The sequence below is a fragment of the Staphylococcus sp. 191 genome, from assembly GCF_011174885.1.
In the GTDB taxonomy this organism is placed as follows: Bacteria; Bacillota; Bacilli; order Staphylococcales; family Staphylococcaceae; genus Staphylococcus; species Staphylococcus coagulans.
In genome coordinates, this window is sequence record NZ_PNRJ01000009.1 from 47,413 (window position 1) to 73,489 (window position 26,077).

Consider the following 26,077-nt stretch of genomic DNA (forward strand, 5'->3'; position numbering starts at 1 on the left):
CATACCTCGATGATGGATTTCTATGCCTCACCCCTTTTATTTAGATGAAATATAAAATTTTAAATCTTATGCCAGTTAAATGTAAAGATACGTGGTTGACCGTTAATGTCGTCAATCACTTGCGTTTTAATGTGAGGAAACCACGTTTGCATCAGTTGGGTTAGAAATTCCCCTTGTTGATATCCGATTTCAAACACAACAGGTGCACCGTCACACATGACAGCAGGTAAATCGTGAATCAGTGCTTTATAAACTTGATAGCCTTGTTCCTCAGCAAAAAGTGCTAAATGAGGTTCAAATTCTAGTACATCCTTTCCCATCACATTCACTTCTTCTTTACTAATATAAGGTGGATTTGAAATTAAACCTTCCAATTGAATACCTTGTTCAATGTACGGTTTAAGTGCATCGCCTTCCATAAAATGAATCTCACAGTTATGCTTTTTCGCATTGTTTTGAGCAACAGATAAGGCAGACTTGGAAATATCACTACCATAGACAGTTAAATCATTTATTTCTGCTTTTAAAGTCACTGCAATAATACCACTACCTACACCCACATCGGCAACCGTCATGGTCGGTCTAATTTGATTCAAAAAGTAATGCACTACTTCTTCTGTTTCAGGTCTTGGAATTAATACATTAGGATTGACTTTAAAAATACGTCCATAAAAATGCGCTTGCTCCACAACATATTGAACAGGCATTCCTTTTAATAAAAATGACAAACCTTGCTCAAGTTGCTTCAATCTATCTTGCGATAAAACGTCTTTCTCATTCAAAATCATTTGAGTCCGAGACCATTGACACATGTCCATCACGAGCCATTCGACAGCATTTTCTTCATAGCCTTGTGCTGACATTTTCTGTTTAGCGTTTTTTATCCACTGATTATAGTTCACCAGAATTAAGCTCTTTCAACTTTTCTGTTTGTTCATGCATTGTTAATGCATCGACAACTTCGTCTAATTTCCCTTCCATGATTTGATCTAACTTTTGTAACGTTAAACCAATTCGATGGTCTGTCACACGGCTTTGAGGATAATTATATGTTCGAATACGCTCAGAACGGTCCCCTGTCCCAACAGCTGACTTTCTTTGCGCTGCGTATTTCTGCTGTTCCTCTTGAACTTTCATATCATAGAGACGTGCTTTTAAAACTTTCATAGCTTTTTCACGGTTTTGAATTTGTGATTTTTCAGAAGATGTCGCAATTACACCCGTTGGTAAGTGTGTAATACGTACGGCTGAGTCAGTAGTATTGACGTGTTGTCCACCTGCACCACTTGAACGATACGTATCGATTTTCAAATCTTCATTGCGTATTTCTATTTCTACATCTTCTACTTCTGGCAGTACAGCAACGGTTGCTGTTGATGTATGAATTCGTCCGCCTGATTCTGTTTCAGGAACACGTTGAACACGGTGCGCACCATTTTCATATTTCAATTTACTGTAGGCGCCATCACCAGAAACGGAAAAACTTATCTCTTTGTATCCACCGTGATCACTTTCAGTTGCTTCCACAATTTCTGTTTTAAAATTGTGCGCTTCAGCAAATTTAGAGTACATCCGGAATAAGTCACCTGCAAAGATGGCTGCTTCATCGCCACCAGCCGCCGCACGTACTTCGACAATAACATCTTTCTCGTCATTAGGATCTTTCGGAATTAATAAAAATTTGAGTTTTTCTTCAAGTTCTGGGACTTCTGCTTTTAAGTCTGCAGCTTCTTCTTTTAACATAGCCACTTCATCACTATCGTCTGTTTCTGAAAGCATCAATTCAATTTCTTGAATATCTTCCTTCACTTGTTTGTAATGACGGTAGACTTCTACAGTTTTATGTAGTTCTGATTGTTCCTTTGAATATTTGCGCAATAAATCTGAATCGCTGACCACTTCTGGGTCACTTAGCAATTCGTTCAGTTGCTCATAACGTTCTTCAACGATATCTAATTGATCAAACATTATTCTTGTCCCTCCTTAGTATCTTCGCTCGGTAATACAACATGATGCGCACGACAACGCGGTTCGTAACGTTCGTCTGCGCCAACCAAAATAATCGGATCGTCCACTTTTGCAGGCTTACCATCAATTAATCGCTGTGTCCGACTTGATGAAGCGCCACATACGGCACATACTGCTTGTAATTTTGTAATATGTTCACTTACAGCAAGCATTTCAGGAACAGGATGAAATGGCTCACCTCTAAAATCCATATCAAGTCCTGCTGTAATTACTCTATAACCTTTTTCTGCAAGTTTTTCTGCAATCTCTACAATTTCTTGATCAAAAAATTGAATTTCATCAATACCGATGATGTCTACATCTTTTAAATTATAATGCCATATTTCATTTGCTTTAGAAATATTAATCGCTTCTATCTCATTACCATTATGTGATACCACCTTTTCTTTATGATAGCGGTCGTCAATGGCCGGTTTAAAAACGATAACTTTTTGCTTGGCGTAAACACCTCTGCGTAATCGTCTTATCAGTTCTTCCGACTTACCACTAAACATACTTCCGGTAATACATTCTATCCAACCTGAATGGTACGCTTCATACATCGTTCTTTCCACCTTTTCCAAAACAAAATCACTTCATTATATCATAAAATGAAATATCCGTTTGCTTAAATTGTAATCGATTCTGTACTTAAATTTAAGTGACTGAACAAGTTAAACCATAAGTGCTACAGCTATGTATTTATAAATTAAAAACCTAAAAATATAATAGGTGACCTTTTCATCCCGTATTAATCGAACTTTAAAAATTTTTATGTATCACTGCTACAATTGTTCGCACATGCTCATCATTATGTATCAAAATGGTGTCACAAAGAAACCTTAACGAATAAAAAAGCATTCTCGTCTAAGAGAATGCTTGAATATTGCATTAGTTGTTTGATTTGAGACCAAATTTTTTGTTGAAACGTTCCACACGACCGTCTGCAGCAGCAAACTTTTGGCGTCCTGTGTAGAAAGGATGTGAATCAGAAGAAATATCTAAACGAATAACTGGGTATTCATTTCCATCTTCCCATTTCATTGTTTCATTTGAAAATTTAGTAGAACCGCTTAAAAACTTGTAATCAGTTGTTGTATCTAAAAAGATGACTTTACGGTATTCTGGATGAATGCCTTGTTTCATAATTTTCAGCTCCTTTGCCCTGAACCATCTGGAACAGAGTTATTTGTGAGTTTTTACCCAATACTTAAACATTATAAATGGCGTATCCCGAAAATGCAACCCTACTTTTTAATTATTCGACTTAAATAATAGGCTTACCCGTTTTTGTACTTTCAGCTGCACTTTTTTGTAGCACTTCAAAAAATTCTTCGTTCGTTTTTGTCCGCTTCAATTTTCGAATAAAGCGCTCTGTAAAGTCAGGTGCACTTGAGAACATATTTCTCAATTGCCATAAGCTATCTAATTCACTTTTAGGGAGTAATAATTCTTCTTTTCGAGTAGAACTTCTTGAAATATCAATCGCAGGAAAAATACGTCGCTCAGATAGTTTTCTGTCTAAGTGCAATTCCATATTACCTGTTCCTTTAAATTCTTCGTAAATCATATCATCCATGCGTGAGCCTGTATCAATCAGTGCAGTCGCTAAAATTGTTAAGCTACCCCCAGCTTCAATATTTCTCGCTGCACCGAAAAAAGTTTTTGGACCATGTAAGGAAGCAGGATCTAGACCGCCAGATAAAGTTCTGCCGCTCGGTGGCACAACAAGGTTATAAGCACGCGCTAATCTTGTAATAGAATCCATTAATATAATAACGTCTTCTCCAATTTCTACTAGACGTTTAGCACGTTCTAATAAAAGTTCTGCTACTTTGACATGATGTTTTGGGTGTTCATCAAAAGTAGAATGAACAACTTCCGCTTCATCAACAGAGCGTTCTATATCTGTCACTTCTTCAGGACGTTCCCCTATGAGTAAAATAAATAATTTAGCGTTGGGTTTATTTGTAACAATCGCGTTTGCGATTTCTTTAAGTAAAGAGGTTTTCCCGGCTTTAGGTGGCGCAACAATCAAGCCGCGTTGACCTAAACCAATAGGTGTGATTAAATCCATCACGCGTGTTGAATAATTTTGAGGTTCAGTTTCTAATCGAATTCGTTCATCTGGGTATAAAGGTGTAAGTGCTTGGAAGTGAGGACGTTTTTTGACTTCTTCTGCATTGTGGTCATTAACGAAGTCTACTTGAAGTAATCCATAATATTTTTCATTTTCTTTTGGCTTTCGAACTTTTCCAGTTACTTTATCGCCTAACTTGATTTCGAAGCGCCTGATTTGACTAGCAGATATATAGATATCCTTTTCGCCTTTCGAAAAGTTGACTGTTCTTAAGAATCCATAGCCATCCTGCTGTATATCGTCAAGGATTCCTTCCATATAATAATTGCCATCTTGCTCCATTTGGGCTTCCATTATAGCAAGTACAAGTTCTTTTTTGTTTAATTTACTATAGTTAACAAGTTTAAGAGATTTCGCCTTTTCTGTGAGGGCTTTCGTTGTATTATTCTTATATAATTCATGAAAAGATTCATATTGTGGAGATGTTCTTTCCCTTGACATGTTAAACACTCATTTCATATTAAATTCTTTAACCGCATGTGCATACGATCAAGAAATACTATATCAAATATTATTCATTATGACAAAATATCAACAAAAACCTAATACAAAATTTCAATTTTCGACTATTCAAAAGGGTTTCGCTGATTATCTTAATAAGAAAAAGTAGTTTGCCACTTTGATCTGTTTTCAGCAGAACAGTGACAAACTACATTTAAGTGGGTTATTCGCCTTTATAATAACCTGCAATCGCTTTAACTTCTAAAAATTCTTCAACACCATAGTCTCCCCATTCACGACCTAAACCTGATTGTTTATAGCCACCAAATGGTAGGTTTGGTTTACGTCCAGATTCATTAATTTCAACAGTACCCGCTTCAATAGAACGTGCAACTTGTTTTAATTTATCTTTGTCTTTACCAAAAACATAGCCTGCAAGACCATATTTTGTGTCATTTGCAATTTTAATCGCATCGTCTAAATCTTTATAAGTGATTACAGACATAACTGGACCAAAAATTTCTTCTTGGGCAATTGTCATTTTGTTATCAACATTTGCAAATATAGTTGGTTTTGCAAAATAACCTTGATCTAATCCTTCAGGTTTGCCAGTGCCACCATATAATAGTTCGGCACCTTCATCAATCCCTTTTTGAATATAGTCTTGAACTTGATTGTATTGTTTTTCACTTACAATTGGCCCCACTTCAGTGTCAGCATTTTGTGGGTCGCCAACTTTAACTTTTGCAATTTCTTCTTTAACTTGTGCTAAAAATTGATCTTTTATGCTTTCAGGTATAATTGTACGTGTACCTGCAGTACATACTTGTCCCGTATTATTAACGACCTTTTTCACAGCAGCTTGTGCAGCTTCTTTAATATCTGCATCATCTAAAATAATATAGGGTGATTTACCTCCAAGTTCAAGTGAAACTTTTTTAAAGTCTTTACTTGCTTGTTCCATAATTTTAGAACCTGTACCACCAGAACCTGTAAATGACATCATACGTACATCAGGGTGCTGACTCAACGGAGTTCCTACACCTTCTCCATCACCGTTAACAAGGTTGAATACGCCTTTAGGTACGCCAGCTTTATCAAAAATTTCTGCTAAAATAATAGCAGCGAATGGTGTTAATTCAGAAGGTTTTAACACCACTGGGCTACCCGCAGCAAATGCAGCAGCAAGTTTAAGTGATGTTTGGTTTGTTGGGAAGTTCCAAGGGGTTACTAGTCCTGCAACACCAATGGCTTCTTTAACAACTAAATCATCGCCACGGCGTTCTTCAAATTGGAAATCATTTAAAGCATCATGTGCAGCTTGGAAGTGATTTAATCCTGCTTCATAGTGCACTTTATCAGATTTTGATACTGGTGAACCCAATTCTAAAGTAATGGCTTCAATTATATCTTCTTTTCTATTTTTATATTCTTCCACGATACGTGCTAATAATTCTTGACGCTCTTTTACTGAAGTATGACGGAATGATAAATATACATCATGTGCAGCTTGGACAGCGCGATCAACATCTTCTTTGTCACCTTTCGCAATACGTCCAAACACTTCTTCAGTTGCTGGGTTAATCACATCTATAGTTTCACCACTATGACTTTCAACCCATTCACCGTTTATATATTGTTTCGTTTGATCTCTCATGAACAAACACTCCTTATCATTATCATATCTGTTGTATTTCCACGAATTACATTATTTAAACATACTTAAAAAACACAAAAGAACAAGACATTATAGAATTGCATCCATTTTGTCTCATTCTTTTATATTATTTAAGTTGTTTTATTGTGCACTTTCATTCAGTTCTATATAGTCATGCGCCCACGTTTCAAGGGGTTCTAACGCTTGAGCCAGTGCTGCACCTTTTTCAGTTAAATGATAACAAACTGATGGTGGTGTTTCTGAAATCACATCTTTATATATAAGTTGTGCTTGACACAACTCTGCCATTTTCAAAGATAATGCCCTATTCGTAATTGGGCTTAAATCTCGCTTCATTTCGGAAAAGTGTGCTTTATGCTCATCGCAGGTAGATAGGTAATGCAAAATTAATCCATTCCAACTACGCCCCAATATTTTAAACGTCTCTTCTAAATATGGACATACTTCCATAGCTATCACCTCGAATCTTTGAATTTGTGATAACATTTCACGCTCAGTTAAGCTTCTATTTGCTCAGTCCAAATATCGGCACCTAAATTTTTAAGTGTTTTGACAATATCTGTATATCCGCGGTAAATGTGAGTAACATTATAAATCGTTGTTACATCATTTGCAAATAAACCGGCCACAATAAGACATGCGCCTGCACGTAAATCACTAGCATAAACTTCTGCACCTGTTAATTGCGACGGTTTTATCGTTGCTGTACCTCGATCAGCTGTTATCAATCCATTCATTTTTTGTAATTCTTTTACATGTTTAAAACGTTCTGGGTATATTGTTTCCGTTACAAAACTTGGTCCGTTCGCTAAAAACAGAAGCGGTGTAATCGGTTGTTGTAAATCAGTGGCAAACCCTGGGTATACCAGCGTTTTAATGTCGACACTTTGGTAAGGTTGAGACGATTTTACAATGACATAATCATCTCCTGTTTCTATTTTAACACCTAATTCTTTTAACTTAACAGTTAAAGGCTCCATATGTTTTGGAATGATATTATCAATCATGACCTCTTCGCCACAAGCAGCAGCAATACACATATATGTACCGGCTTCGATTCGATCAGGGATGATAGAATGTCGACTTCCATGTAAATGCGGAACGCCTAAAATTTTAATGGTACTTGTACCAGCGCCTGAAATTTTAGCACCTAAACTGTTTAAAAAATTAGCCACATCAACGACTTCTGGTTCTTTTGCTGCATTTTCAATGATTGTTTGTCCTTCAGCACGTGTAGCAGCGAGCATGATATTAATTGTTGCGCCTACACTGACAATATCTAGATATATATTAGCACCTACAAGACGATCTGCTTCGATTTTCATAGACGTCAAGCTTGACTCATCAATTGTCGCACCCAATGCTTTAAAACCTTTAATATGTTGATCGATAGGTCTAGGCCCTAATGGACAGCCACCCGGTAAGCCAATGACACACTTTTTAAAGCGTCCTAACAAAGCGCCCATCATATAGTAGGAAGCGCGTAAAGATTCCACTTTGTTATTTGGCAAAGGTGCATTTTGAATTTGAGTAGGATCGACTGACAACGTTGTACCATTAAGTTCTGTTTTAATATTCAAATCTTCCAATAAACTCACTAAAGTTTCTACGTCAGAGATTTTTGGCAAACCTTCTAGTGTTACAGGTGCTTCAGCCATAATTGTTGCAGGAATAATCGCTACAGCGCTATTTTTTGCACCATTAATTTCTACACGCCCCTTTAAAGTTTGACCACCTCTTATTTTAATTACCTCTTGTGCCATGTCATTGAACTCCTTTTCCCTTACTCTATTTATCGATAAAAATTGCATCAAAAGCATTATAATGTAAATTTTTTCAATTTGCAAAATGAAGTATCAATTTTTCACCTTTTTTCGAACGCTGAAAAGAAAATTGATAAAATACAAACTAAAAAGACGAGGTTGGAGGATAAATCCCAAAATAAATAGCGCTAAGATGATATTTCATGAAAATCACCTTAGCGCTTCGATTTTATGATAAAACTTCGTATGGTACGACTTCGTATTTCGAGGGGCAGCCTCAGCCTTACCTCAAATAGTCACTCTAATTCTACTCATAAAAGGACATTTACAATGAATTACCCTTTAATGTTCTCTGCTTTGTTTGAAGTACCAAATTCTCTAATTTTACCAATAACTGTTTCTTTAATTGCTTCACGTGCAGGTCCTAAGTATTTACGTGGATCGTACACTTCTTTATCTTGATCTAATACTTCGCGAACACGTTTCGCTGAAGCAATTTGGTTTTCAGTATTCACATTAATTTTAGCTGTTCCAAATGAAATCGCCTTTTTAATATCATGTGTAGGAATACCCGTACCTCCATGTAAAACTAACGGTAAACCGGTAGATACACCAATTTCTTCCATTTCTTTAAAGCCTAAGTTAGGTTCACCTTTGTAAGGTCCGTGAACTGAGCCTAATGCAGGTGCTAATGCGTCAATACCAGTCGCTTTTACTAAGTTTTGACATTCGATCGGATCTGCATAAATCACGCCATCAGCTACAACGTCATCTTCTTGGCCACCTACAGTACCTAATTCAGCTTCAACAGAAACTCCACGTTCATGTGCATATTCAACTACTTTAGAAGTGATTGCTACGTTATCTTCATATGATTCATGAGAAGCATCAATCATAACTGAAGTAAAACCAGCATCAATGGCTTCTTTACATTTATCAAAACTTGAACCATGGTCTAAGTGAACAGCCACTGGAATTGTGATTTGGTAGTCATGTAATAGTCCCTCAACCATTTTGACAACTGTGTAAAAACCACCCATATATCTTGCTGCACCTTCTGAAACACCAAGAATAACAGGTGCATTTTCTTCTTGTGAAGCTTGTAAGATAGCTTGTGTAAATTCCAAGTTGTTAAGGTTATATTGCCCAACTGCATAACCATTTTCTTTTGCATCGATTAACATTTCTTTCATTGAAACTAAAGGCATGAAAGTTCCTCCTTGCGTGCAATTCGCACGTTTATTTATAACTACAGTATAGCAAAACCCAACCTTGAATGCATCGTCAAATCAGGTTAAATTTGTGAAAAATATCGTAATTTCAAATGTAAACGCATCCATTATCATCACTTGATTTGAGGTACCTCCCGACCATAAAAATTCAACATAAACATTCACCTCATATACGCGGCAAAGATATTTGAACGACAACAACGGATTATTATAAAATGAAAAGGCAGATGAAAATATTATGAAATGGGCAAATGATTTTATTAAATGAAAATGTATAATAAAGATTTGCACTAAAATGCACACGCAAGATATATCCACTAAGGAGGACTATCATAATGTCAAAAATGCTGACGACACAATTAACTGGTGTTTTTAACCGTTTAGATGACCAAGCACTTGATATTCAAATGGCGGCTCAAAGTCTTATTCAAGCTATTGGCGGTGAAGGACATGTTTACATTAAGGGGTATGGCGATTTGAAATGTTTCGAGACATACATATTAAACAGTTTTGAAAAGTTACATTCAAGTTTACCATTAGAAGACGATGCCACTTTTGACCAGCTTGATTCAACAGATCGCGTCTTACTCTTTGGTGCAGAATATAGTGAAGAAATGGCAAGTGACTTAGCTCGATTATTGAAAAATGACCGCGACGTTGTTGTCATCACCAATAAACCTAAAAATCAAGATTTACCAGATCAAATGATGCACTTTATCAATCTTTCTACACCACGCCCGATCGTATATACGGAAGATTATGATAAAGTCGTAACACCTCACCTTATGGCACTTAACTATGTATATTATGAAATATATACACAAATGATTGAGATGATTCGTGATTTAGACTTAGCTTAAATAAAAATGAGATGACAGCGATTGAACAAAGTTGTATGATAATTCCTTTGTCAATAAACTGTGCATCTCATTTTTTAATGAAGTCGATTAATGTACGACTTCTTGACCACGCTTATTCCATGTAAATATAAAGCTAATCATCGCTAGAATACTGATGATTGTGAGTAAAATAAAGCCTGCGCTCCAACCAAGATGATCAACAACAGCCCCCATCACAATATTAGCCATTACCGCACCGCCTAAATAGCCAAATAAGCCTGTCAGACCTGCTGCAGTTCCAGCTGCTTTTTTCGGTACATAATCTAACGCTTGTAAACCAATTAACATGACAGGGCCGTATATAAGAAATCCAATCGTGACAAGTGCCAAGTTGTCAACAAGCGGATTCCCAGGTGGGTTCAACCAATATACAACCACAGCGATAGTCACACCAATCATAAAGATAAAACCTGCTGGACCTCGACGCCCTTTAAACACTTTATCTGAAAGCCATCCACAAATTAAAGTCCCCGGAATACCTGCCCATTCATATAAGAAATAAGCCCATCCTGATCCTTTCATATCGAAGTGCTTCACTTCACTTAAATATAAAGGCGCCCAGTCTAACACGCCATAACGGACAAAGTAGACAAAGATATTCGCAACTGCAATAATCCAAACCCACTTATTATTTAAGACATATTTAAACAAAATTTCTTTTGTCGTGAGTTCTGTTTCAAAAGTCTCTTTTTGATGTGTAGGATAGTCATCTCGATACGCTTCTATCGGTGGCAGACCTACAGATTGTGGTGTATCTCGAATAAGTAAATAAGCTATCAACGCAATGATAATGGCTAATAGAGCTGGATAAATAAAGGCACCTTCAAAGCCTTTTAAATAACCAAAACTCAACGTTCCGGTTAAATAAATACCCAGCAAGGCGATTGGCGCCATCAATCCACCACCCACATTGTGCGCGACATTCCATATGGCGGTCTTACTTCCCCTTTCGCTCACACTAAACCAGTGGACAAGTACACGTCCTGATGGTGGCCAACCCATACCTTGAAACCAACCATTTAAAAATAACATCAAAAACATCATAGTGACACTAGAGGTCAAAGCAGGAATAAAACCCATCAATAAGTTAACAATAGCAGTCAATAATAATCCTAATGTTAAAAATGTACGTGCATTACTACGATCACTGACAGTTCCCATAACAAATTTACTAATCCCATATGCAATAGAGATAGCAGACAAAGCAAACCCTAACTCTGCTTTTGTAAACCCCATTTCAGATAAATAAGGCATCGCAATAGAAAAGTTTTTACGTAATAAATAATAGCCTGCATAACCGATAAATATCCCTAAAAAAACTTGCTGTCTCATTTTACGATATGTATCATCCTGCTGATCACTAGCAATCGGTTTGACGTGTGCAGGTGGCTTTAGAAATCGAAACATAACCGAACCCCCTTGATTTTATTAATATTTTGTTAATTTTATTAACAAACATAACTTTTGTCAAACCTATTTTTGCATGATGTGACAATATTGTAATCGCTTTCCATACATGCGCTTTAACCCCTATAAAAAAGTGTAGGACATTAAAATCAAATCGATTTCTGTCCCACACCTTTTACAAGTTCTATTCTAACGTATGGCTCATATTATCTATAAATCGCCAATGTTAACCACTATCAGCAGCCAATGCCTTTATTGCTCACGATTTTGTTGTTGAATTGCCGCTTCAATAAATGATTTGAAAATTGGTTGCGGACGATTAGGTCTTGATAAAAATTCTGGGTGGAATTGGCAAGCAATAAAAAATGGATGATTTTCAAGCTCTACCATTTCAACTAAACGACCATCTGGGCTTGTTCCAGAAAATATCATACCCGTTTCTTCAAGTTGTGCTCTAAATTCATTATTAAATTCATAGCGATGACGATGGCGTTCTTCTACGGATGTTTGTCCGTAAATCTCATTCGCTAATGACCCTTCTTTGATGCTACAAGGGTATAAACCTAAGCGCAATGTTCCGCCTAAATCCTCAATATCTTTTTGTTCAGGTAATAAGTCAATTACCGGATAAGGCGTATTCGGGTCAAGTTCTGTTGAATGCGCATCTTTTAAGCCGACAACATGACGTGCGTACTCAACTGTTGCGAGTTGCATCCCTAAACAAATGCCGAAGAATGGAATTTGTTGTTCGCGCGCGTATTTAATCGCTGAAATTTTACCTTCGCTTGCACGGAAGCCAAAGCCACCCGGTACAAGAATACCGTCAACATCACTTAAGTAGTCAGCCGCATTTTCATCAGTGACTTCACTAGAGTCAATCCAGCGAATATCAATATCTTTCATAAACGGATAACCTGCATGTTTGAGAGATTCAACAACAGATAAATAAGCATCTTGTAATGACACATATTTCCCTACTAAAGCAATTGTTACTTTTCCTTCTAAATGATTAACAACTTGAATGAGGTGATTCCATTCATCTAATTGTGTATCACGTTGCGCCTCTAATCCTAAACGTTCAATCACAAGATCATCCATATTTTGATGGCTTAACTGCAATGGAATTTCATAAAGGGATTCAGCATCTCGACATTCAATGACACTTTCTTTATCAATATCACAGAACAAAGCGATTTTATCTTTTAACTCTTGTCCCATTTCATACTCAGTACGTACAACAATAAGATCAGGTTGGATACCTAAACCACGTAATTCTTTAACACTATGTTGTGTCGGTTTCGTTTTCATCTCACCAGCCGCTTTAATGTATGGAAGTAATGTACAGTGTACATACATCACATTTTCGCGCCCTAAATCACTTTTGATTTGACGAATCGCCTCAATGAAAGGCAGTGACTCAATGTCCCCTGTTGTCCCACCAATCTCTGTAATGACAACGTCTGCATTTGTACTTTCACCAGCCAGCAGCAAACGTGACTTAATTTCATTTGTAATATGCGGAATCACTTGCACGGTTCCACCAAGATAATCACCACGACGCTCTTTTTGTAAGACATGTGAATACACTTTTCCTGCTGTGACGTTAGAATATTGATTTAAATTAATATCAATAAAACGTTCATAATGGCCTAAATCTAAATCCGTTTCAGCCCCATCATCTGTTACGAATACTTCACCATGCTGATAAGGGCTCATCGTACCCGGATCCACGTTTAAATAAGGGTCAAATTTTTGTATCGTTACTTTTAATCCTCTATCTTTAAGTAATCGACCCAGTGAAGCTGCTGTAATCCCTTTACCTAACGAAGAAACTACACCGCCAGTCACAAATATAAATTTTGTCATTTTTTTATTTCCTCCTCATTGATCATCAGAAATGCTTTCCAAATATTAGGGGGTGGATCTGAATATAAAATGTTAGTTTGATTAAAAACATCTTAACCCTAATCATTCATATGAAATTAAAAAAAGTTCCCACTCACAATGGTATTATTGTAAGGGGAACCTCAACGTTTACTTATATTAAATGTCCAACTTAATACTTAAGTTTTAGACATTAACGTCTCATTTATTTATCTGTCCTAATTAAAGGAGCCCGAATAAAATTTTATCACTTTGACATAAAAAGTCAATCATCTTTCTTGCAAAAATGAGTGAATTAAAATTCTTCTTCGTCCTCTTCTTCATCCTCATCATCGTATGTTTCATCGATTTCATCTTCGTCATCTTCAACAACTAAATCAGAGTCTTCAATTTCATCTTCTACACGTTCATCTTCAGGGTCAGCAAGACCTTCTTGATCATCAGTATGATTTGGAATATTAATACCACCTTCAGGATCGTCTTCACCCAATAATGTAAGGTTTTTATCTTCTTCATCATCTTCATCAAGAATATCGAATTTTTGAATTGTTGGCGCAATTTTTTCTTCAATGTCATCTACTGAATACCAGTCACGTAGGCCCCAAATATTATCACCGACGCTTAAAAAACGACCGTCTGTATTCAAATCAGTATAAAATTGAACGATACGATCTTCAATCTGATCGTCTTCGTAATGTCCGATACGTTTAAATTCATCAATAATATCATACAAATTCATTGTTTGATTTTGTTCACTCAAAAACGTATAGGCCATATCAATAAATGATTTTTCATCCACCATCTCTTGTGTATAATCTTGTAATTTCATCAGCATATCTTCCTTTCAAAGGTTCGCATTTCTAATTATTCAATGACTCAAACACTTTCTTTCATCTTTAAAGGAAATCGCGTATCGTTGCCGTTCTCCCTTTTAACTCCTTAGTGTCAAAACAGTTGCACATTCATTGCAACATTGGTGTTTTAACACTGACATTAACAAAAGTAAATTATAAATCACTCAACGTCATTTCGCAATATGTTCAATCATATTTTCCATGACTTCATTCTTATATCTTCTTTATTGTCATTTTACACAATTAGAAAACAGTCATCATTAAGATTTGAAGTATGAATTTTCAACAGCGAATCGTATACTTTTAATTCATGAACATGGCGTTAATTCACAGCGCTTAAATATTAATAGTTAATATACTTTTCTAACGTAGTATAATCTTCTGTTGATAGCGTTTCAACAAAATTACTTTTCTCAAACAAAGTTTTTAATTGATGATTTGGACCAAATAATGTGATTTCGATAACCTTAATCTTTTGATTTTGTTTACGAACATATGTCGCTAATTGACGTAATGCACTTTGCGCAATACCTGTGTCTCGATATGCATCATTTACGTATAGTGCACGTATGATTAATCTTTGATCAAACTGTTCAATCGCAATAAAACCTACTTTTTGATGATCAAGAATAAGTTCAACCACCTCGATTGTGCCTTCTTCAGATGATACGCTCTGTTTTAGATTTAACGATGATACATATTTAGAGTCTAAATCTAAATAGTACAGACGTTCTTTACCAATAGGTCCCTCTTCTTTCGTAGCCGTATGGATAAAACCTGCACGTTCATAAACATTCCAAGCCGCCTCATTCTCTGCATCAACCACTAAATATAAATGGTTGAAATCTGGAAAAATGGATTGGACATATTCTGGCAACGTCATCATCATTTTAGTACCATAACCATGGCCTTGATATGCTTCATTGATAGATAATGAACGCACATAAATGACTTCTTTAGGTGTATCGTAGCCTTCATGCTGATAACGTTGGTGTAATACAAAGAAACCAATCACTTCATTTTGATCATTTAAGACGATATTTGCTTCTCTATTTTTATCTTCTAATGCATCATCTAAAACTTCTTTGGGTAAAGAAGAATAGATTCGTTGACGTTCACTTAATTGAAAATGGTAGAGTGCATCTCGGTATTGCTCTTCATATAATTGTATAGTAATATCATCAAAGCGCTTACTTTTTTTGGTCATTTTTTACCATCCCTTTACATTTTCCTAATACTTATGTTGACACAATTAGTAACGTTCAAACAAGTTTTTAGAGAGAATGTGATTTAAAAATAACGAAAGCCAGTGTGTTACTTTAGATAGATTTACCGCTGTTGGAACGTTATTTCGTTTAAATGTTGATAGGGCATTAAAATGACAAGATTACAAGGATAACTGCTGTTTTATTGGGTTTAAATCTAACTTCTCTCAATAAAGATTTTCTATGTAAAAGGTGAAGCAATCTGTCAACGCTTGGTTTCACGTTCGCAAAATTTGAAAGGGGATATTATGGGAAATCATAAAAGTACTAAAGAAAAAAATCGGAATATTGTGTATATTGTTTCTTTCACAATTATTTTGATTCTCACATTACTTGCAGCCATCTTTCCAAAGATATTTGGTGCATATGCACAGCATACATATGATATATTGGCACTTAATTTTGGTTGGCTATTTCTAATTATCGTATTTGTTTTAGATGTGTTTTTAATCTTTTTAGCTATTTCAAGATATGGCCGATTTAAATTAGGTCGCGATGATGAAGAACCTGAATTTTCATTTATTTCATGGATTGGTATGTTGTTCTCAGCAGGTTTAGGTGTAGGTATCGTCTTTTGGGGTGTAGCAGAACCATTAACGCATTATTTGCACTCTCCATTTCCAAAAGCAGTTAAAGGTCAGACTGTTGAATCAGCTCGACTGGCCATGGGGTATACCTTCTTCCACTGGGGCATCTCACAATGGTCTATCTTTGCGATGAGCGGTTTAATTGTTGCTTATTTCCAATTTCGTAAAAGTCGAGATGGCTTAATTTCTACTGCAATGGAACCTGTTTTCGGTGAGACGTACCGACGCCCTTTCCGAAATATTATTGATATTTTAGCGATTATTGCGACCGTAATGGGGATAGCAACATCTATTGGACTGGGTATACTACAAATTGCAGGTGGCCTTAATCACGTTTTCAAAGTACCTAATACATCATTAACTTTAATTTTAATTACATTATTGATGTCGATTATTTTTCTTGGTTCAGCTTTGACAGGCATCAATCGTGGTGTGAAGTGGTTAAGTAATCTAAATATTATTGTTGGTGCAATCTTGCTCTTGTTTATTTTTATTTTTGGTGATTTACGCTTTATTGTCGAAACTTTTACGGTTTCAATTGGGGATTATATCTCTCACTTTGTGCAATATAGCTTAAGAATGGACCCGTATTCTGGGGATAATACTTGGATTCAGAAATGGACAGTTTTCTACTGGGCATGGGTTATATCTTGGTCTCCTTTTATTGGCGGCTTCGTCGCACGTGTATCAAGAGGACGTACAATTCGAGAATTTGTTATGGGTGTACTTATCATTCCACCTTGTATTTCATTCGCATGGATTTCAGGATTTGGAGGCACGGCAATTAACTGGGCACTCCACCACAATGATGGTATTGAAAAAATAGTAGATAAAGATTATACAGTTGCTTTATTTGAATTATTGAGTAAGTTTCCTTTACATGAGGTGACAAGCGCATTGGCTATCATTCTTATTTTTACATTTATTGTTACGAGTGCCGACTCGACAACACATATCGTATCAGGAATGGCAACAGGCGGTGTAGAAAATCCTAAACGTAAACATAAATTGGTCTGGGGCATTTTAATCGGTGCAATCTCTGTTTCTCTAACCGTTGCAGGCGGCTTAACAAGTCTACAAACTGCATCAGTTGTTACAGGATTACCTTTTTCGATTATTTTGTTTCTCATGATTTTTTCATTGATGAATGCATTACGTCGTGAACCAACTAAATATTTCAAAATGACACACATTGATGATGATAAAGATTTTTCAAGAACAATAGAAGATCGGGAACGCGATCATGAAATGTAATCAAAATTTACTTTAATGAAGCCAATTTCATTTGTGCATGCGACACTACCGGACGATGTTGGGAATATGCTCCCAACTTCGTCCTTTTTATTGCTTGCACTCTAATTTGTTTTAAAATTAAACTTTGAATTAACGCTTGTAATTTTGTCATTATCGTATAGTATATATTGGTGATAAACAATAATTCGAGGTGACAAATCATGCGTATTGGCATAGATGCTGGCGGTACTTTGATAAAAATTGCAATAGAAAATGAGGGCGAACGATCATTTAAAGTCTATCAGACAACAGAACTAGAAACCGTTGCTGAATGGTTGAATCAACAGCCTTGCCAGGATATACATATTACAGGAGGAAACGCGAAAACATTAAGTGAGCGTTTAACATGTAATGCGCAAACATATATCGAATTTGACGCTGCGGCTCGAGGCGTTCAGATTTTCTTAGAAGAACAAGATATTCATATTGATCGATACATTTTCACAAATGTAGGGACTGGCACATCACTTCATTTAACAGATGGCTTAGAACAGGAACGCGTAGGTGGCATAGGTACAGGAGGTGGCATGATCCAAGGGTTGGGTTACCTCCTCACTGGTATTACTGAATATGCTACACTAACGAATCTCGCATTAAAAGGGAATCGTGACATTATCGACTTGAAAGTGAAGCATATTTATAAAAATGATACCCCTCCTATTTCTGGAGAACTCACTGCTGCTAATTTTGGTCATGTCTTATTAAATATCGATCAAAACTTTACGGATGCCGATAAACTTGCTTCCGTTATCGGTGTCGTTGGTGAAAGCATTACAACTGTAGCCATTCATGTCGCAAGAGAACATCAAGTGAAAGATGTAGTCTATATTGGTTCATCATTTCATGATAATCCACTCTTACAACAAGTGGTCACTGATTATACAGTATTGAGAGGTTTCAACCCTCACTATTTAAAAAATGGTGCCTTTTCTGGCGCATTAGGCACATTATACTTATCTCATTAATTCATTTAAAAAACACAGATTAGAAAACCACCGTGATACATGGATTCTAATCTGCGTTTGTTGATTAATAGGTCAAAAATTGATAATAATCTATGCCTTTAAAAAGTTAATTCATTCGCAAGTTTCTGCGCCGAAACAATCGTACCTACTACTCCTGGTTTGACATCAATGGCTACATAGCGATTATCATCACGCAGCTCATCTAACCATTCCGCAAAAACTTCTCCTTCTACATCAATCAATTCAAAGGTCTCAAAATCTTCTTCTGCGACTTTTTCCGCACGTTTATTTAAACTCCATACTGGCATAAAGTGCGATTGATCAAAATTATCGTTCTCATCGTATACAATCATAAATTGTTTGTTGTCTTTTTGACTTAAGCCGTACACCGTGTCACTTTTAGCAACATCTTGTACAAATTCACGGATACGAATGTTATCTAAATCAGTCATCAAGTCACTGACCACTTCGATAATTCGAATCTCATGGCCTTGCGCACGGTCTGTCACATTGACGAGTGCTTCATCTTCTTCATCAAACATATCATCAAGTTCATAAGTCGCAAACTGATCAATATCCATCGCTTTAATTTTGTCATAGGCCACATCGGATGTTTCTAAGTAGGTTTTCGCTAAAGATTCACGTGTCCAAAAACAAAATAATGGCTTCCCATTATGACTATGCTTAATAATCTTTTTATCTTTAACAGCGATGAAAAACTGTTCATTGGTTAATATATCTTTATAAAAGCGTTCGTTTTTGTAAGACATGACTCTGCTCCTTTTTCTCAACTCAAAATGTAACTCGAATACAAGTCTCGCACTTCTATCCGGTCATCAAACTTGATTTGATTTCTCTATATAACCAATATATCATACATCAAAGTAGAATTGTTTATAGCCCAGCCATTTCTATAAATTGTTGCTCATATGCTTGAATGTCTGCTTCACTATCAGCATGCCAAATACATGCAAATCTTGAATTGACATGTTGATCTTCATACCAATCTCCATCGTAATAGGATAAAGGATATAAAACACCTTGCTCTACAAAGGAATAAATGGCATTAAAGAACCGTTCATTATCTCCATTTGCAAAGTAACTATAAAATTTGTGATGCTTTCCTGTTAATTGTGGTTCTAGTAAGAGCATACTTGTTGAACCATTTTGCCGGAAGTTTAAATCTATTGCATAGACATCGCCTTCAGCATCAACAAGAATATCGAATCCTGCAATACCGATAAACCCTTGAGAAACACCATTTTCCATTATTTTCCGGCCTGCTTCAATTACTTTTTCAGGTACCTCTAAAGCATTCACATTTCCATTGTAAAAACCATATTCATTTGTTAATTGTTTTGCTGCACCGAGGTATATAATGCCCTCAACAGGATGCCAAGCGTACTGCACACAATAGTTATCCACGGCTTCAATACATTGCTCAATGATCAGCGTTTTCGTCGCTTCTTGTGCTTTTTCCACACGCGCAATCGCTTCGTTTAATTCTTGCTCGTTATAACATATCATCACACCATACCCTCCAGCAGTAGGCAAATCATCCCCAGGCTTTATTACAACTGGAAGTGACCAAGACTGAATGGCTGACTTAAAATTTTCATATGTTACGATTTCGCGTTTGGGTAAAAACTGATTCTGAGTCCATTTTGGAATTAAGGACTTATTATTCAACTCAACAAATAACTTTTTATCCATAGCATAGTGTGCTGCATCAACAATCGAGTCGTCATGAACATATTGAAAATAAATCTGACGTTCTTCGATAGTTGCCAAACGTTTAAGTGCACCTTCATAACTCTCTTGGTCTCTAAATGTGATGACATTGTCCGGTATGGATCGTCCAATCATTTGAAAAAGCTGTGTTAATTTATGCGTGACACTAGCCTCATGAACGATGACTGGTAAATTGGCAATCAACAACTCTCTCCCAGTTAAAAAGTTGGATTGATGTTCATCTGGTTCTAACCAAGGATTGGAAACATAAGAAGGTCTAGAAGTATAGACCACATTTGTTTCATAGATATCACCCATTGTTAAGCGGGGTGCGTGTTTATTTTGTACCGTCATTTATAACTTCTCCCTTTTAATTTGATGCTCCTTTTGAATTGTATCTAAGAGATTTCTATCTTGAATTAATGTAGCCCCCATTAATGCAATGATCTTTGCACCTCTAATCAGCGCCTTATCTCCCATTGGACTTGCAGCAGCTTCTCTAAATCGATGGGTATGCCCCACCAAGCTTCTTGGTCCAATTTTGACATGTGGGTGTATCGTTGGTACAACATGGCTGACATTCCCCGTATCTGTTGAACCATACCCAAAATCATCATGACTTACCTCTTCCCCTAGTTCTGTTGCGTATTGTTCAAATAACAGGTCGAGTTTTGGTGATTTCACAAACTCATTGACGCCATTTTGAATAGGCTCAAACTCGAAATCACAACCCGTTTGTATCGCTGCCCCTTTTGCAATATCATGAACACGTCCAGTTAGCACATCCAGTTCCTTTCGTGTGGTCGCACGCGTATAAAAACGTGCATGTGTGAAATCTGGAATAATATTCGCGGCCTTGCCACCATCTAATATTACACCATGGACGCGTTCAGTCTTTTTAATATGTTGACGAATTTGAGCGACACCATTAAAAAAACTAATCATTGCATCTAAAGCATTTCGTGCCTCATAAGCATTCTCTGAAGCATGCGCACTTTTACCATAAAATTTAATATCTAGTACATCTACCGCAAGGGTGTGATTGGTTGGGTATGTTTCATTGCCTGGATGTACCATTAACGCAACATCTACATCGTCAAATATGCCTTCTTTAACATAACTCGCTTTGGCACTTCCATTTTCACCACCTTCTTCAGCTGGACAACCGAAGATGACGACTTTCCCTCCAATTTCATCGACGACCTGCTTGAGTGCTGTACCTGCTAAGACACTCGTTGTACCGATAATATTATGGCCACAGGCATGACCTAATCCCGGAAGCGCATCATATTCAGCAAGATAGCTGATTGTAGGCCCTTCTTTTGAGGATTCATATGTCGCTATAAATCCTGTTGAATGACCAGCGATGTCGCGTTCGACTTCGAAACCGCACTCAATTAAATGATCAATGAGCAATCTCGAAGCGAATAACTCTTCATTTCCAATCTCAGGTCTTTCATGAATTTGATGACTCATATCAATGTATTTCAATCTGTTGTTATCTATATAATCTAAAATCCGTTGTCTCACTGATACCAAATTAAAACTCCTTCCAAAACAAAAAAAGTTATCATCCTATACTATCAACACATATGTTTTCAAGTGTGGTTGATGTACGCCGGTGATAACATCTTTGTCGTTTTTATCTTTCAGTCCATTATAGGCTGTTGGATTTAGCACCTTTATCGCTTTACGATGAGGTTGCAGGGCTTCGTAGGGCCAATTCCCTCCACCACTCTTGATAAATATTTATTAAATTTGTACTTATTTTATCGGATTTAGGACAATTTGTCATGTGTTTTTTACAGATAAATCAAAAATTTCTATCTTATTTTTTGTATAACTGAGTAATCAGCTCAGTTTTTTTACTTTCAATCATACTAAATTGTGTTAAAATGAAATTACACATGAAGGAGGTTTGTACAAATGCCAAAAATGAACGTTGAAAGTTTTAACTTGGATCACACTAAAGTGGTTGCGCCTTATATTCGCTTGGCTGGTAAAATGAAAGGGATTAACGGAGATGAAATTTATAAATATGACATTCGTTTTAAGCAGCCGAATAAAGCGCACATGGACATGCCTGGATTGCATTCTCTAGAGCATTTGATGGCCGAGAATATTAGAAACCATACAGATAAAGTGGTTGATTTAAGTCCTATGGGTTGCCAAACTGGTTTTTATGTTTCTTTTATCAATCATGATGATTATGACGATGTATTAAATATTATTGAAAAAACAATACAAGATGTACTTGATGCGAAAGAAGTTCCTGCTTGCAATGAATTACAATGTGGCTGGGCTGCTTCACATTCTTTAGAGGGCGCTCAAGCAATTGCACAATCATTTTTAGATAAACGTGACCAATGGCATGATGTTTTTGGAACAGGTGCACACGTTTAAATATAATGTAAACTTTTAAAATAGGATGACGATGTAAAAATAATGATAAGTCACTTTGACTGAACAAAAGGCATTTCAAATTGTGTGTGATTCACAACTTGAAATGCCTTTTTAAAGTTTACAATTATAATTTTTTAATGAGATACATGAAAATAAATTGAAGCGGTAGTCTACCATATCTTGCCGTATCTGATAATTCTCTATTACCAAGTGGCAATCGACGCCGTGCCATATAAATATTTGCTGGAAAAACTGATAATAAGAAAAAGTTAATCCAACGTTTTAATACGTCAGATGGACGCGCCAAAAGTAGCTTTATACCTATCCATATTTCGCATACGCCTGTAACTAGTACAGCAGCCTTTCTGAATGGTAAATAATGAGGTACGATATTTCTGAATCGACGCTCTCTCGTAAAATGTAAAACGCCAATAATCAAAAATCCAATACCTATTAATATGCGACCTACTTTTTTCATCTCAACACCCTTTATTCAGTAATGATTGTATGGATTAATTTCGGCTGTGATGCTTGCTCTAAGATTGTAATATTATCATACAATTTTTCTTTTACTGCTTCAACATCTTGTGTATTCGCATGAATTGTTAATAGAGATTCTCCTTCTTCAACATAATCACCTATTTTTTTATTCAAAACGAGACCTACAGCAAGATCAATCTCATCCTCTTTCGTTTGGCGTCCTGCCCCTAACATCATGGATGCGATACCGATTTCATTTGCAATCATTTCTGCAACAACACCAGCTTGTTTCGCAGGTAATTCGAATTGATATTGTGCTGTTGGCAATTGTGATGGATCATCAACGATACTTGCATCGCCACCTTGATTACTTAAAAATGTTTTGAATTTCTCTAACGCTTTACCGTTTTCAATGACTTCTTTTAACATTTCACGTGCTTCTTCTAAATTGTTCGCTTTTTGAGCTAATACGACCATTTGTGAACCGAGTGTCAAAACAAGTTCAGTTAAATCTTCTGGCCCTTCACCTTTTAACGTATCAATCGCTTCTTTTAATTCTAAAGCATTCCCGATTGCAAAACCTAGAGGTTGACTCATATCAGAAATGATTGCCATTGTTTGGCGTCCCACCTGATTTCCAATTTTAACCATCGCATGTGCTAAAGCTTCTGCATCTTCCACTGTTTTCATAAAGGCACCATTACCTGTTTTAACATCAAGTACAATCGCATCCGCACCCGCAGCAATCTTCTTACTCATAATTGAAGATGCAATTAAAGGAATTGAGTTCACTGTACCTGTAACGTCACGTAAAGCATAGATTTTTTTATCAGCTGGTGTCAGATTACCTGTTTGACCTATTACAGCGACATGATCTTCATTCACGAGTCGTACAAATTCTTCTTCCGATATTTCAACATGGAATCCTTTAACCGATTCTAATTTATCTATCGTACCGCCTGTATGACCTAAACCACGTCCACTCATCTTAGCTACAGGGACATCTAACGCAGCAACTAACGGTGCCAATACAAGTGTCGTTGTATCACCTACCCCTCCAGTTGAATGCTTGTCCACTTTGACTCCTTTTATATTTGAAAGATCAATTTGATCTCCAGATGCGACCATTGCCATCGTTAAATCCGCACGCTCTTCATCCGTCATATCTTGAAAGAAAATCGCCATCGCTAAACTCGACATTTGATAATCAGGAATCTCCCCATTTGTGTAACCGTTTACAAAAAATTGTATTTCTTCCTTTGTAAGCACATGTCCATCGCGTTTCTTTGCAATAATATCTACCATTCTCATGGTCATTCCTCATTTCTATATGGATTTTTATTTTTTACAATATGTTTGAATTCACCTTTATTATAAACCAAAATCTATCTATTGGTAAAACCAAATCATTATAGAGATACGGACTTAAATAGACTTATCAAAGAAGCGACAACATGCGGTCCAATCGTTGATGTACCTATTACACTTCTCTTTGTTAATATGTTTTATCGACTTTTCATTATAGTTCTGTTATCTTTAAAATGATATAAGATATTAAGGAGATGTTTTAAATGACACAACAAGGCACACCACACATTCAACCTAATGGTACTAAAATTGCAAAAACTGTACTTATGCCTGGTGATCCATTACGTGCTAAATTCATTGCAGAAAACTACTTAGAAAATGTTGAACAATTCAATGAAGTACGTAATATGTTTGGCTATACAGGTACATATAAAGGAAAAGAAATTTCTGTAATGGGCTCAGGAATGGGTATCCCAAGTATCGGTATTTATTCTTATGAACTTTACAATTTCTTCGATGTAGACACGATTATTCGTATTGGTTCTTGTGGTGCAATGCAAGAAGATATTCACTTGTACGACATCATTATTGCACAAGGTGCTTCAACAAACTCTAATTATGTTGATCAGTTCCAAATTCCAGGACATTTTGCACCGTTAGCTGATTTTGATCTCGTTGTGAAAGCTAAAGAAAAAGCAGATGCTCTTGGTGCGCGTGCACACGTAGGTAATATCCTTTCATCTGATACATTTTATAACGCAAATCCAGATTTCAATCAAAAATGGATTGAAATGGGTATTCTCGGTGTAGAAATGGAATCAGCAGGTCTCTATTTAAATGCAACAAAAGCGGGTAAAAAAGCTCTGGGTGTATTTACAGTGAGTGACCATTTATTACGTGATGAAGCAACAACTGCCGAAGAGCGTCAAAATTCATTTACACAAATGATGGAAGTTGCTTTAGAAATCGCTGAATAATTTGATTTAATAAATGAGAAGTTGGGGCAGAAAAATTTGAAGACCTTGCCTTCGTGAACTGCTTGCTTAGGTGCTGAAGTCTCAACTCAATTTGGCTTAATTAAAGCAAAAACACAATAATAAAGCACTTCAAAAATCGTTTAACTGATTTTTGAGGTGCTTTATTTGTATACTGAAACTCAATTGTCCCAGTCTGTTTATTTAATATCATCTCAATCAACGAGACCATTTTATTTGTTTTTAGCTATAAAAAAAGATTGCTCATATTCATTTGCTTTTGCCCAGTGTGTTTTCCACATTTTATCACGGTTGTTCGCAAACAATTGATAACCTAAATTGCGTAAAGGTTTGGGGACGAGCCATAATAGAATAGCTAACCACTTATAACGATCGAGTGTATAGATGAGTTTGGCTATTGCTGTCGATTGAAATGTCAAATCATCGCCCTCTTGCAAAACAACGCTGTTATACTCAAGCACTTCAGGACGTGATTTTTGTAATGCTTCTCCTGCTTTACTTTTTAGTGGAACGAACTGATAATTTCTAGGCAAACCATTTCGAATGAGCCAAATTGCATAATTGTAACAATAAACACAATGATCATCGTAATAAATAATTGGCATATAATCACCTCTTGTCTTAAATATACCCACTTTTATATTTTCATATCAAATAATAAAAAAGGCTCATATTCAAAGTTTTAAATACATTTCCATTCGAATCAGAAAAAAGGTGATATCATTGACCCTATTGTCAAATTCAA

24 protein-coding genes and 1 riboswitch are annotated in these 26,077 nt (G+C 36.3%); of the genes, 5 read left to right on the plus strand and 19 right to left on the minus strand.

Features of this window, described 5'->3' with window-relative positions; genetic code table 11:
- Nucleotides 1–59: 59 nt before the first annotated feature.
- From prmC to fdaB, 9 genes are all read right to left on the minus strand, one after another.
- Entirely contained in the window at nt 60–902 is an 843-nt protein-coding gene (prmC, locus tag C1H58_RS07760; protein ID WP_165545848.1) for a peptide chain release factor N(5)-glutamine methyltransferase, read from the minus strand.
- Nucleotides 892–1,968 carry a peptide chain release factor 1 gene (gene prfA, locus C1H58_RS07765; RefSeq protein ID WP_050330376.1) on the minus strand — a complete coding sequence of 359 codons (1,077 nt, stop codon included), beginning with the start codon at nt 1,966–1,968 and terminating at the stop codon, nt 892–894. The genes prmC and prfA overlap by 11 nt, the downstream gene beginning before the upstream one ends.
- The gene (locus C1H58_RS07770) at nt 1,968–2,570 is read right to left on the minus strand and encodes a thymidine kinase (protein WP_165545849.1); all 603 of its coding nucleotides are present in this window, start codon (nt 2,568–2,570) and stop codon (nt 1,968–1,970) included. The genes prfA and C1H58_RS07770 overlap by 1 nt, the downstream gene beginning before the upstream one ends.
- A 328-nt stretch (nt 2,571–2,898) precedes the next feature.
- Nucleotides 2,899–3,153, minus strand: a complete 255-nt coding sequence (locus C1H58_RS07775; protein WP_016426439.1) for a type B 50S ribosomal protein L31 — start codon at nt 3,151–3,153, stop codon at nt 2,899–2,901.
- 121 nt (nt 3,154–3,274) lie between these two features.
- Nucleotides 3,275–4,588 (minus strand): transcription termination factor Rho, encoded by a 1,314-nt coding sequence (rho, locus tag C1H58_RS07780; protein WP_050345349.1) that lies wholly within the window; start codon nt 4,586–4,588, stop codon nt 3,275–3,277.
- A gap of 223 nt (nt 4,589–4,811) precedes the next feature.
- Complete coding sequence (locus C1H58_RS07785) at nt 4,812–6,245, minus strand: aldehyde dehydrogenase family protein (RefSeq protein ID WP_060829584.1); 1,434 nt, start codon at nt 6,243–6,245, stop codon at nt 4,812–4,814.
- Between the two features lie 141 nt (nt 6,246–6,386).
- Nucleotides 6,387–6,716: a winged helix-turn-helix transcriptional regulator gene (locus C1H58_RS07790; RefSeq protein ID WP_050330370.1), complete on the minus strand. Its 330-nt coding sequence runs from the start codon at nt 6,714–6,716 to the stop codon at nt 6,387–6,389.
- Nucleotides 6,717–6,763: 47 nt separating this feature from the next.
- Nucleotides 6,764–8,029, minus strand: a complete 1,266-nt coding sequence (locus C1H58_RS07795) for a UDP-N-acetylglucosamine 1-carboxyvinyltransferase (RefSeq protein WP_165545850.1) — start codon at nt 8,027–8,029, stop codon at nt 6,764–6,766.
- 335 nt (nt 8,030–8,364) lie between these two features.
- Entirely contained in the window at nt 8,365–9,237 is an 873-nt protein-coding gene (gene fdaB, locus C1H58_RS07800; protein ID WP_165545851.1) for a class IIb fructose-bisphosphate aldolase FdaB, read from the minus strand.
- Nucleotides 9,238–9,596: 359 nt separating this feature from the next.
- Between fdaB and C1H58_RS07805 the strand changes: the two genes are divergently transcribed.
- Nucleotides 9,597–10,121 (plus strand): DUF2529 family protein, encoded by a 525-nt coding sequence (locus tag C1H58_RS07805; RefSeq protein ID WP_050330365.1) that lies wholly within the window; start codon nt 9,597–9,599, stop codon nt 10,119–10,121.
- A gap of 87 nt (nt 10,122–10,208) precedes the next feature.
- On the opposite strand, the gene glpT is transcribed toward C1H58_RS07805, so the two are convergent.
- From glpT to C1H58_RS07825, 4 genes are all read right to left on the minus strand, one after another.
- Nucleotides 10,209–11,567 (minus strand): glycerol-3-phosphate transporter, encoded by a 1,359-nt coding sequence (gene glpT / locus C1H58_RS07810; RefSeq protein WP_165545852.1) that lies wholly within the window; start codon nt 11,565–11,567, stop codon nt 10,209–10,211.
- Between the two features lie 252 nt (nt 11,568–11,819).
- Complete coding sequence (locus tag C1H58_RS07815; protein WP_165545853.1) at nt 11,820–13,433, minus strand: CTP synthase; 1,614 nt, start codon at nt 13,431–13,433, stop codon at nt 11,820–11,822.
- Nucleotides 13,434–13,746: 313 nt separating this feature from the next.
- Nucleotides 13,747–14,280 carry a DNA-directed RNA polymerase subunit delta gene (gene rpoE / locus C1H58_RS07820; RefSeq protein ID WP_165545854.1) on the minus strand — a complete coding sequence of 178 codons (534 nt, stop codon included), beginning with the start codon at nt 14,278–14,280 and terminating at the stop codon, nt 13,747–13,749.
- A 368-nt stretch (nt 14,281–14,648) separates the two neighbouring features.
- Entirely contained in the window at nt 14,649–15,512 is an 864-nt protein-coding gene (locus C1H58_RS07825; RefSeq protein ID WP_165545855.1) for a GNAT family N-acetyltransferase, read from the minus strand.
- Nucleotides 15,513–15,818: 306 nt separating this feature from the next.
- Between C1H58_RS07825 and C1H58_RS07830 the strand changes: the two genes are divergently transcribed.
- Nucleotides 15,819–17,411 carry a BCCT family transporter gene (locus tag C1H58_RS07830; protein WP_165545856.1) on the plus strand — a complete coding sequence of 531 codons (1,593 nt, stop codon included), beginning with the start codon at nt 15,819–15,821 and terminating at the stop codon, nt 17,409–17,411.
- A gap of 200 nt (nt 17,412–17,611) precedes the next feature.
- On the plus strand, nt 17,612–18,415 hold the full coding sequence (gene coaW, locus C1H58_RS07835) for a type II pantothenate kinase (protein ID WP_050345344.1): 804 nt from the start codon (nt 17,612–17,614) through the stop codon (nt 18,413–18,415).
- A 98-nt stretch (nt 18,416–18,513) separates the two neighbouring features.
- On the opposite strand, the gene C1H58_RS07840 is transcribed toward coaW, so the two are convergent.
- From C1H58_RS07840 to C1H58_RS07850, 3 genes are all read right to left on the minus strand, one after another.
- Complete coding sequence (locus tag C1H58_RS07840; protein WP_050345343.1) at nt 18,514–19,185, minus strand: DUF2750 domain-containing protein; 672 nt, start codon at nt 19,183–19,185, stop codon at nt 18,514–18,516.
- Nucleotides 19,186–19,309: 124 nt separating this feature from the next.
- A complete protein-coding gene (gene ldmS / locus C1H58_RS07845; RefSeq protein ID WP_103356678.1) occupies nt 19,310–20,500 on the minus strand; it encodes an L-aspartate--L-methionine ligase LdmS in 1,191 nt (396 codons plus the stop codon).
- Nucleotides 20,501–21,622, minus strand: coding sequence for a M20 family metallopeptidase (locus C1H58_RS07850; protein ID WP_050331943.1), 1,122 nt, complete (start codon nt 21,620–21,622; stop codon nt 20,501–20,503).
- A 163-nt stretch (nt 21,623–21,785) separates the two neighbouring features.
- Nucleotides 21,786–21,894, minus strand: a riboswitch (SAM riboswitch).
- 178 nt (nt 21,895–22,072) lie between these two features.
- Between C1H58_RS07850 and C1H58_RS07855 the strand changes: the two genes are divergently transcribed.
- Nucleotides 22,073–22,549, plus strand: coding sequence for an S-ribosylhomocysteine lyase (locus C1H58_RS07855; protein WP_050345341.1), 477 nt, complete (start codon nt 22,073–22,075; stop codon nt 22,547–22,549).
- A 124-nt stretch (nt 22,550–22,673) separates the two neighbouring features.
- Here the strand turns inward: C1H58_RS07855 and C1H58_RS07860 are convergent, their stop codons facing one another.
- Nucleotides 22,674–23,027 (minus strand): DoxX family protein, encoded by a 354-nt coding sequence (locus C1H58_RS07860; protein ID WP_165545857.1) that lies wholly within the window; start codon nt 23,025–23,027, stop codon nt 22,674–22,676.
- 11 nt (nt 23,028–23,038) lie between these two features.
- Nucleotides 23,039–24,340, minus strand: a complete 1,302-nt coding sequence (locus C1H58_RS07865; RefSeq protein WP_165545858.1) for a pyrimidine-nucleoside phosphorylase — start codon at nt 24,338–24,340, stop codon at nt 23,039–23,041.
- Nucleotides 24,341–24,600: 260 nt separating this feature from the next.
- Here C1H58_RS07865 and deoD point away from each other — a divergent pair, with 260 nt between their 5' ends.
- Nucleotides 24,601–25,314, plus strand: coding sequence for a purine-nucleoside phosphorylase (gene deoD, locus C1H58_RS07870; RefSeq protein WP_050330344.1), 714 nt, complete (start codon nt 24,601–24,603; stop codon nt 25,312–25,314).
- Between the two features lie 230 nt (nt 25,315–25,544).
- Here deoD and C1H58_RS07875 read toward each other — a convergent pair whose 3' ends face one another.
- Entirely contained in the window at nt 25,545–25,937 is a 393-nt protein-coding gene (locus tag C1H58_RS07875; protein WP_050330342.1) for a thiol-disulfide oxidoreductase DCC family protein, read from the minus strand.
- Nucleotides 25,938–26,077 lie beyond the last annotated feature (140 nt).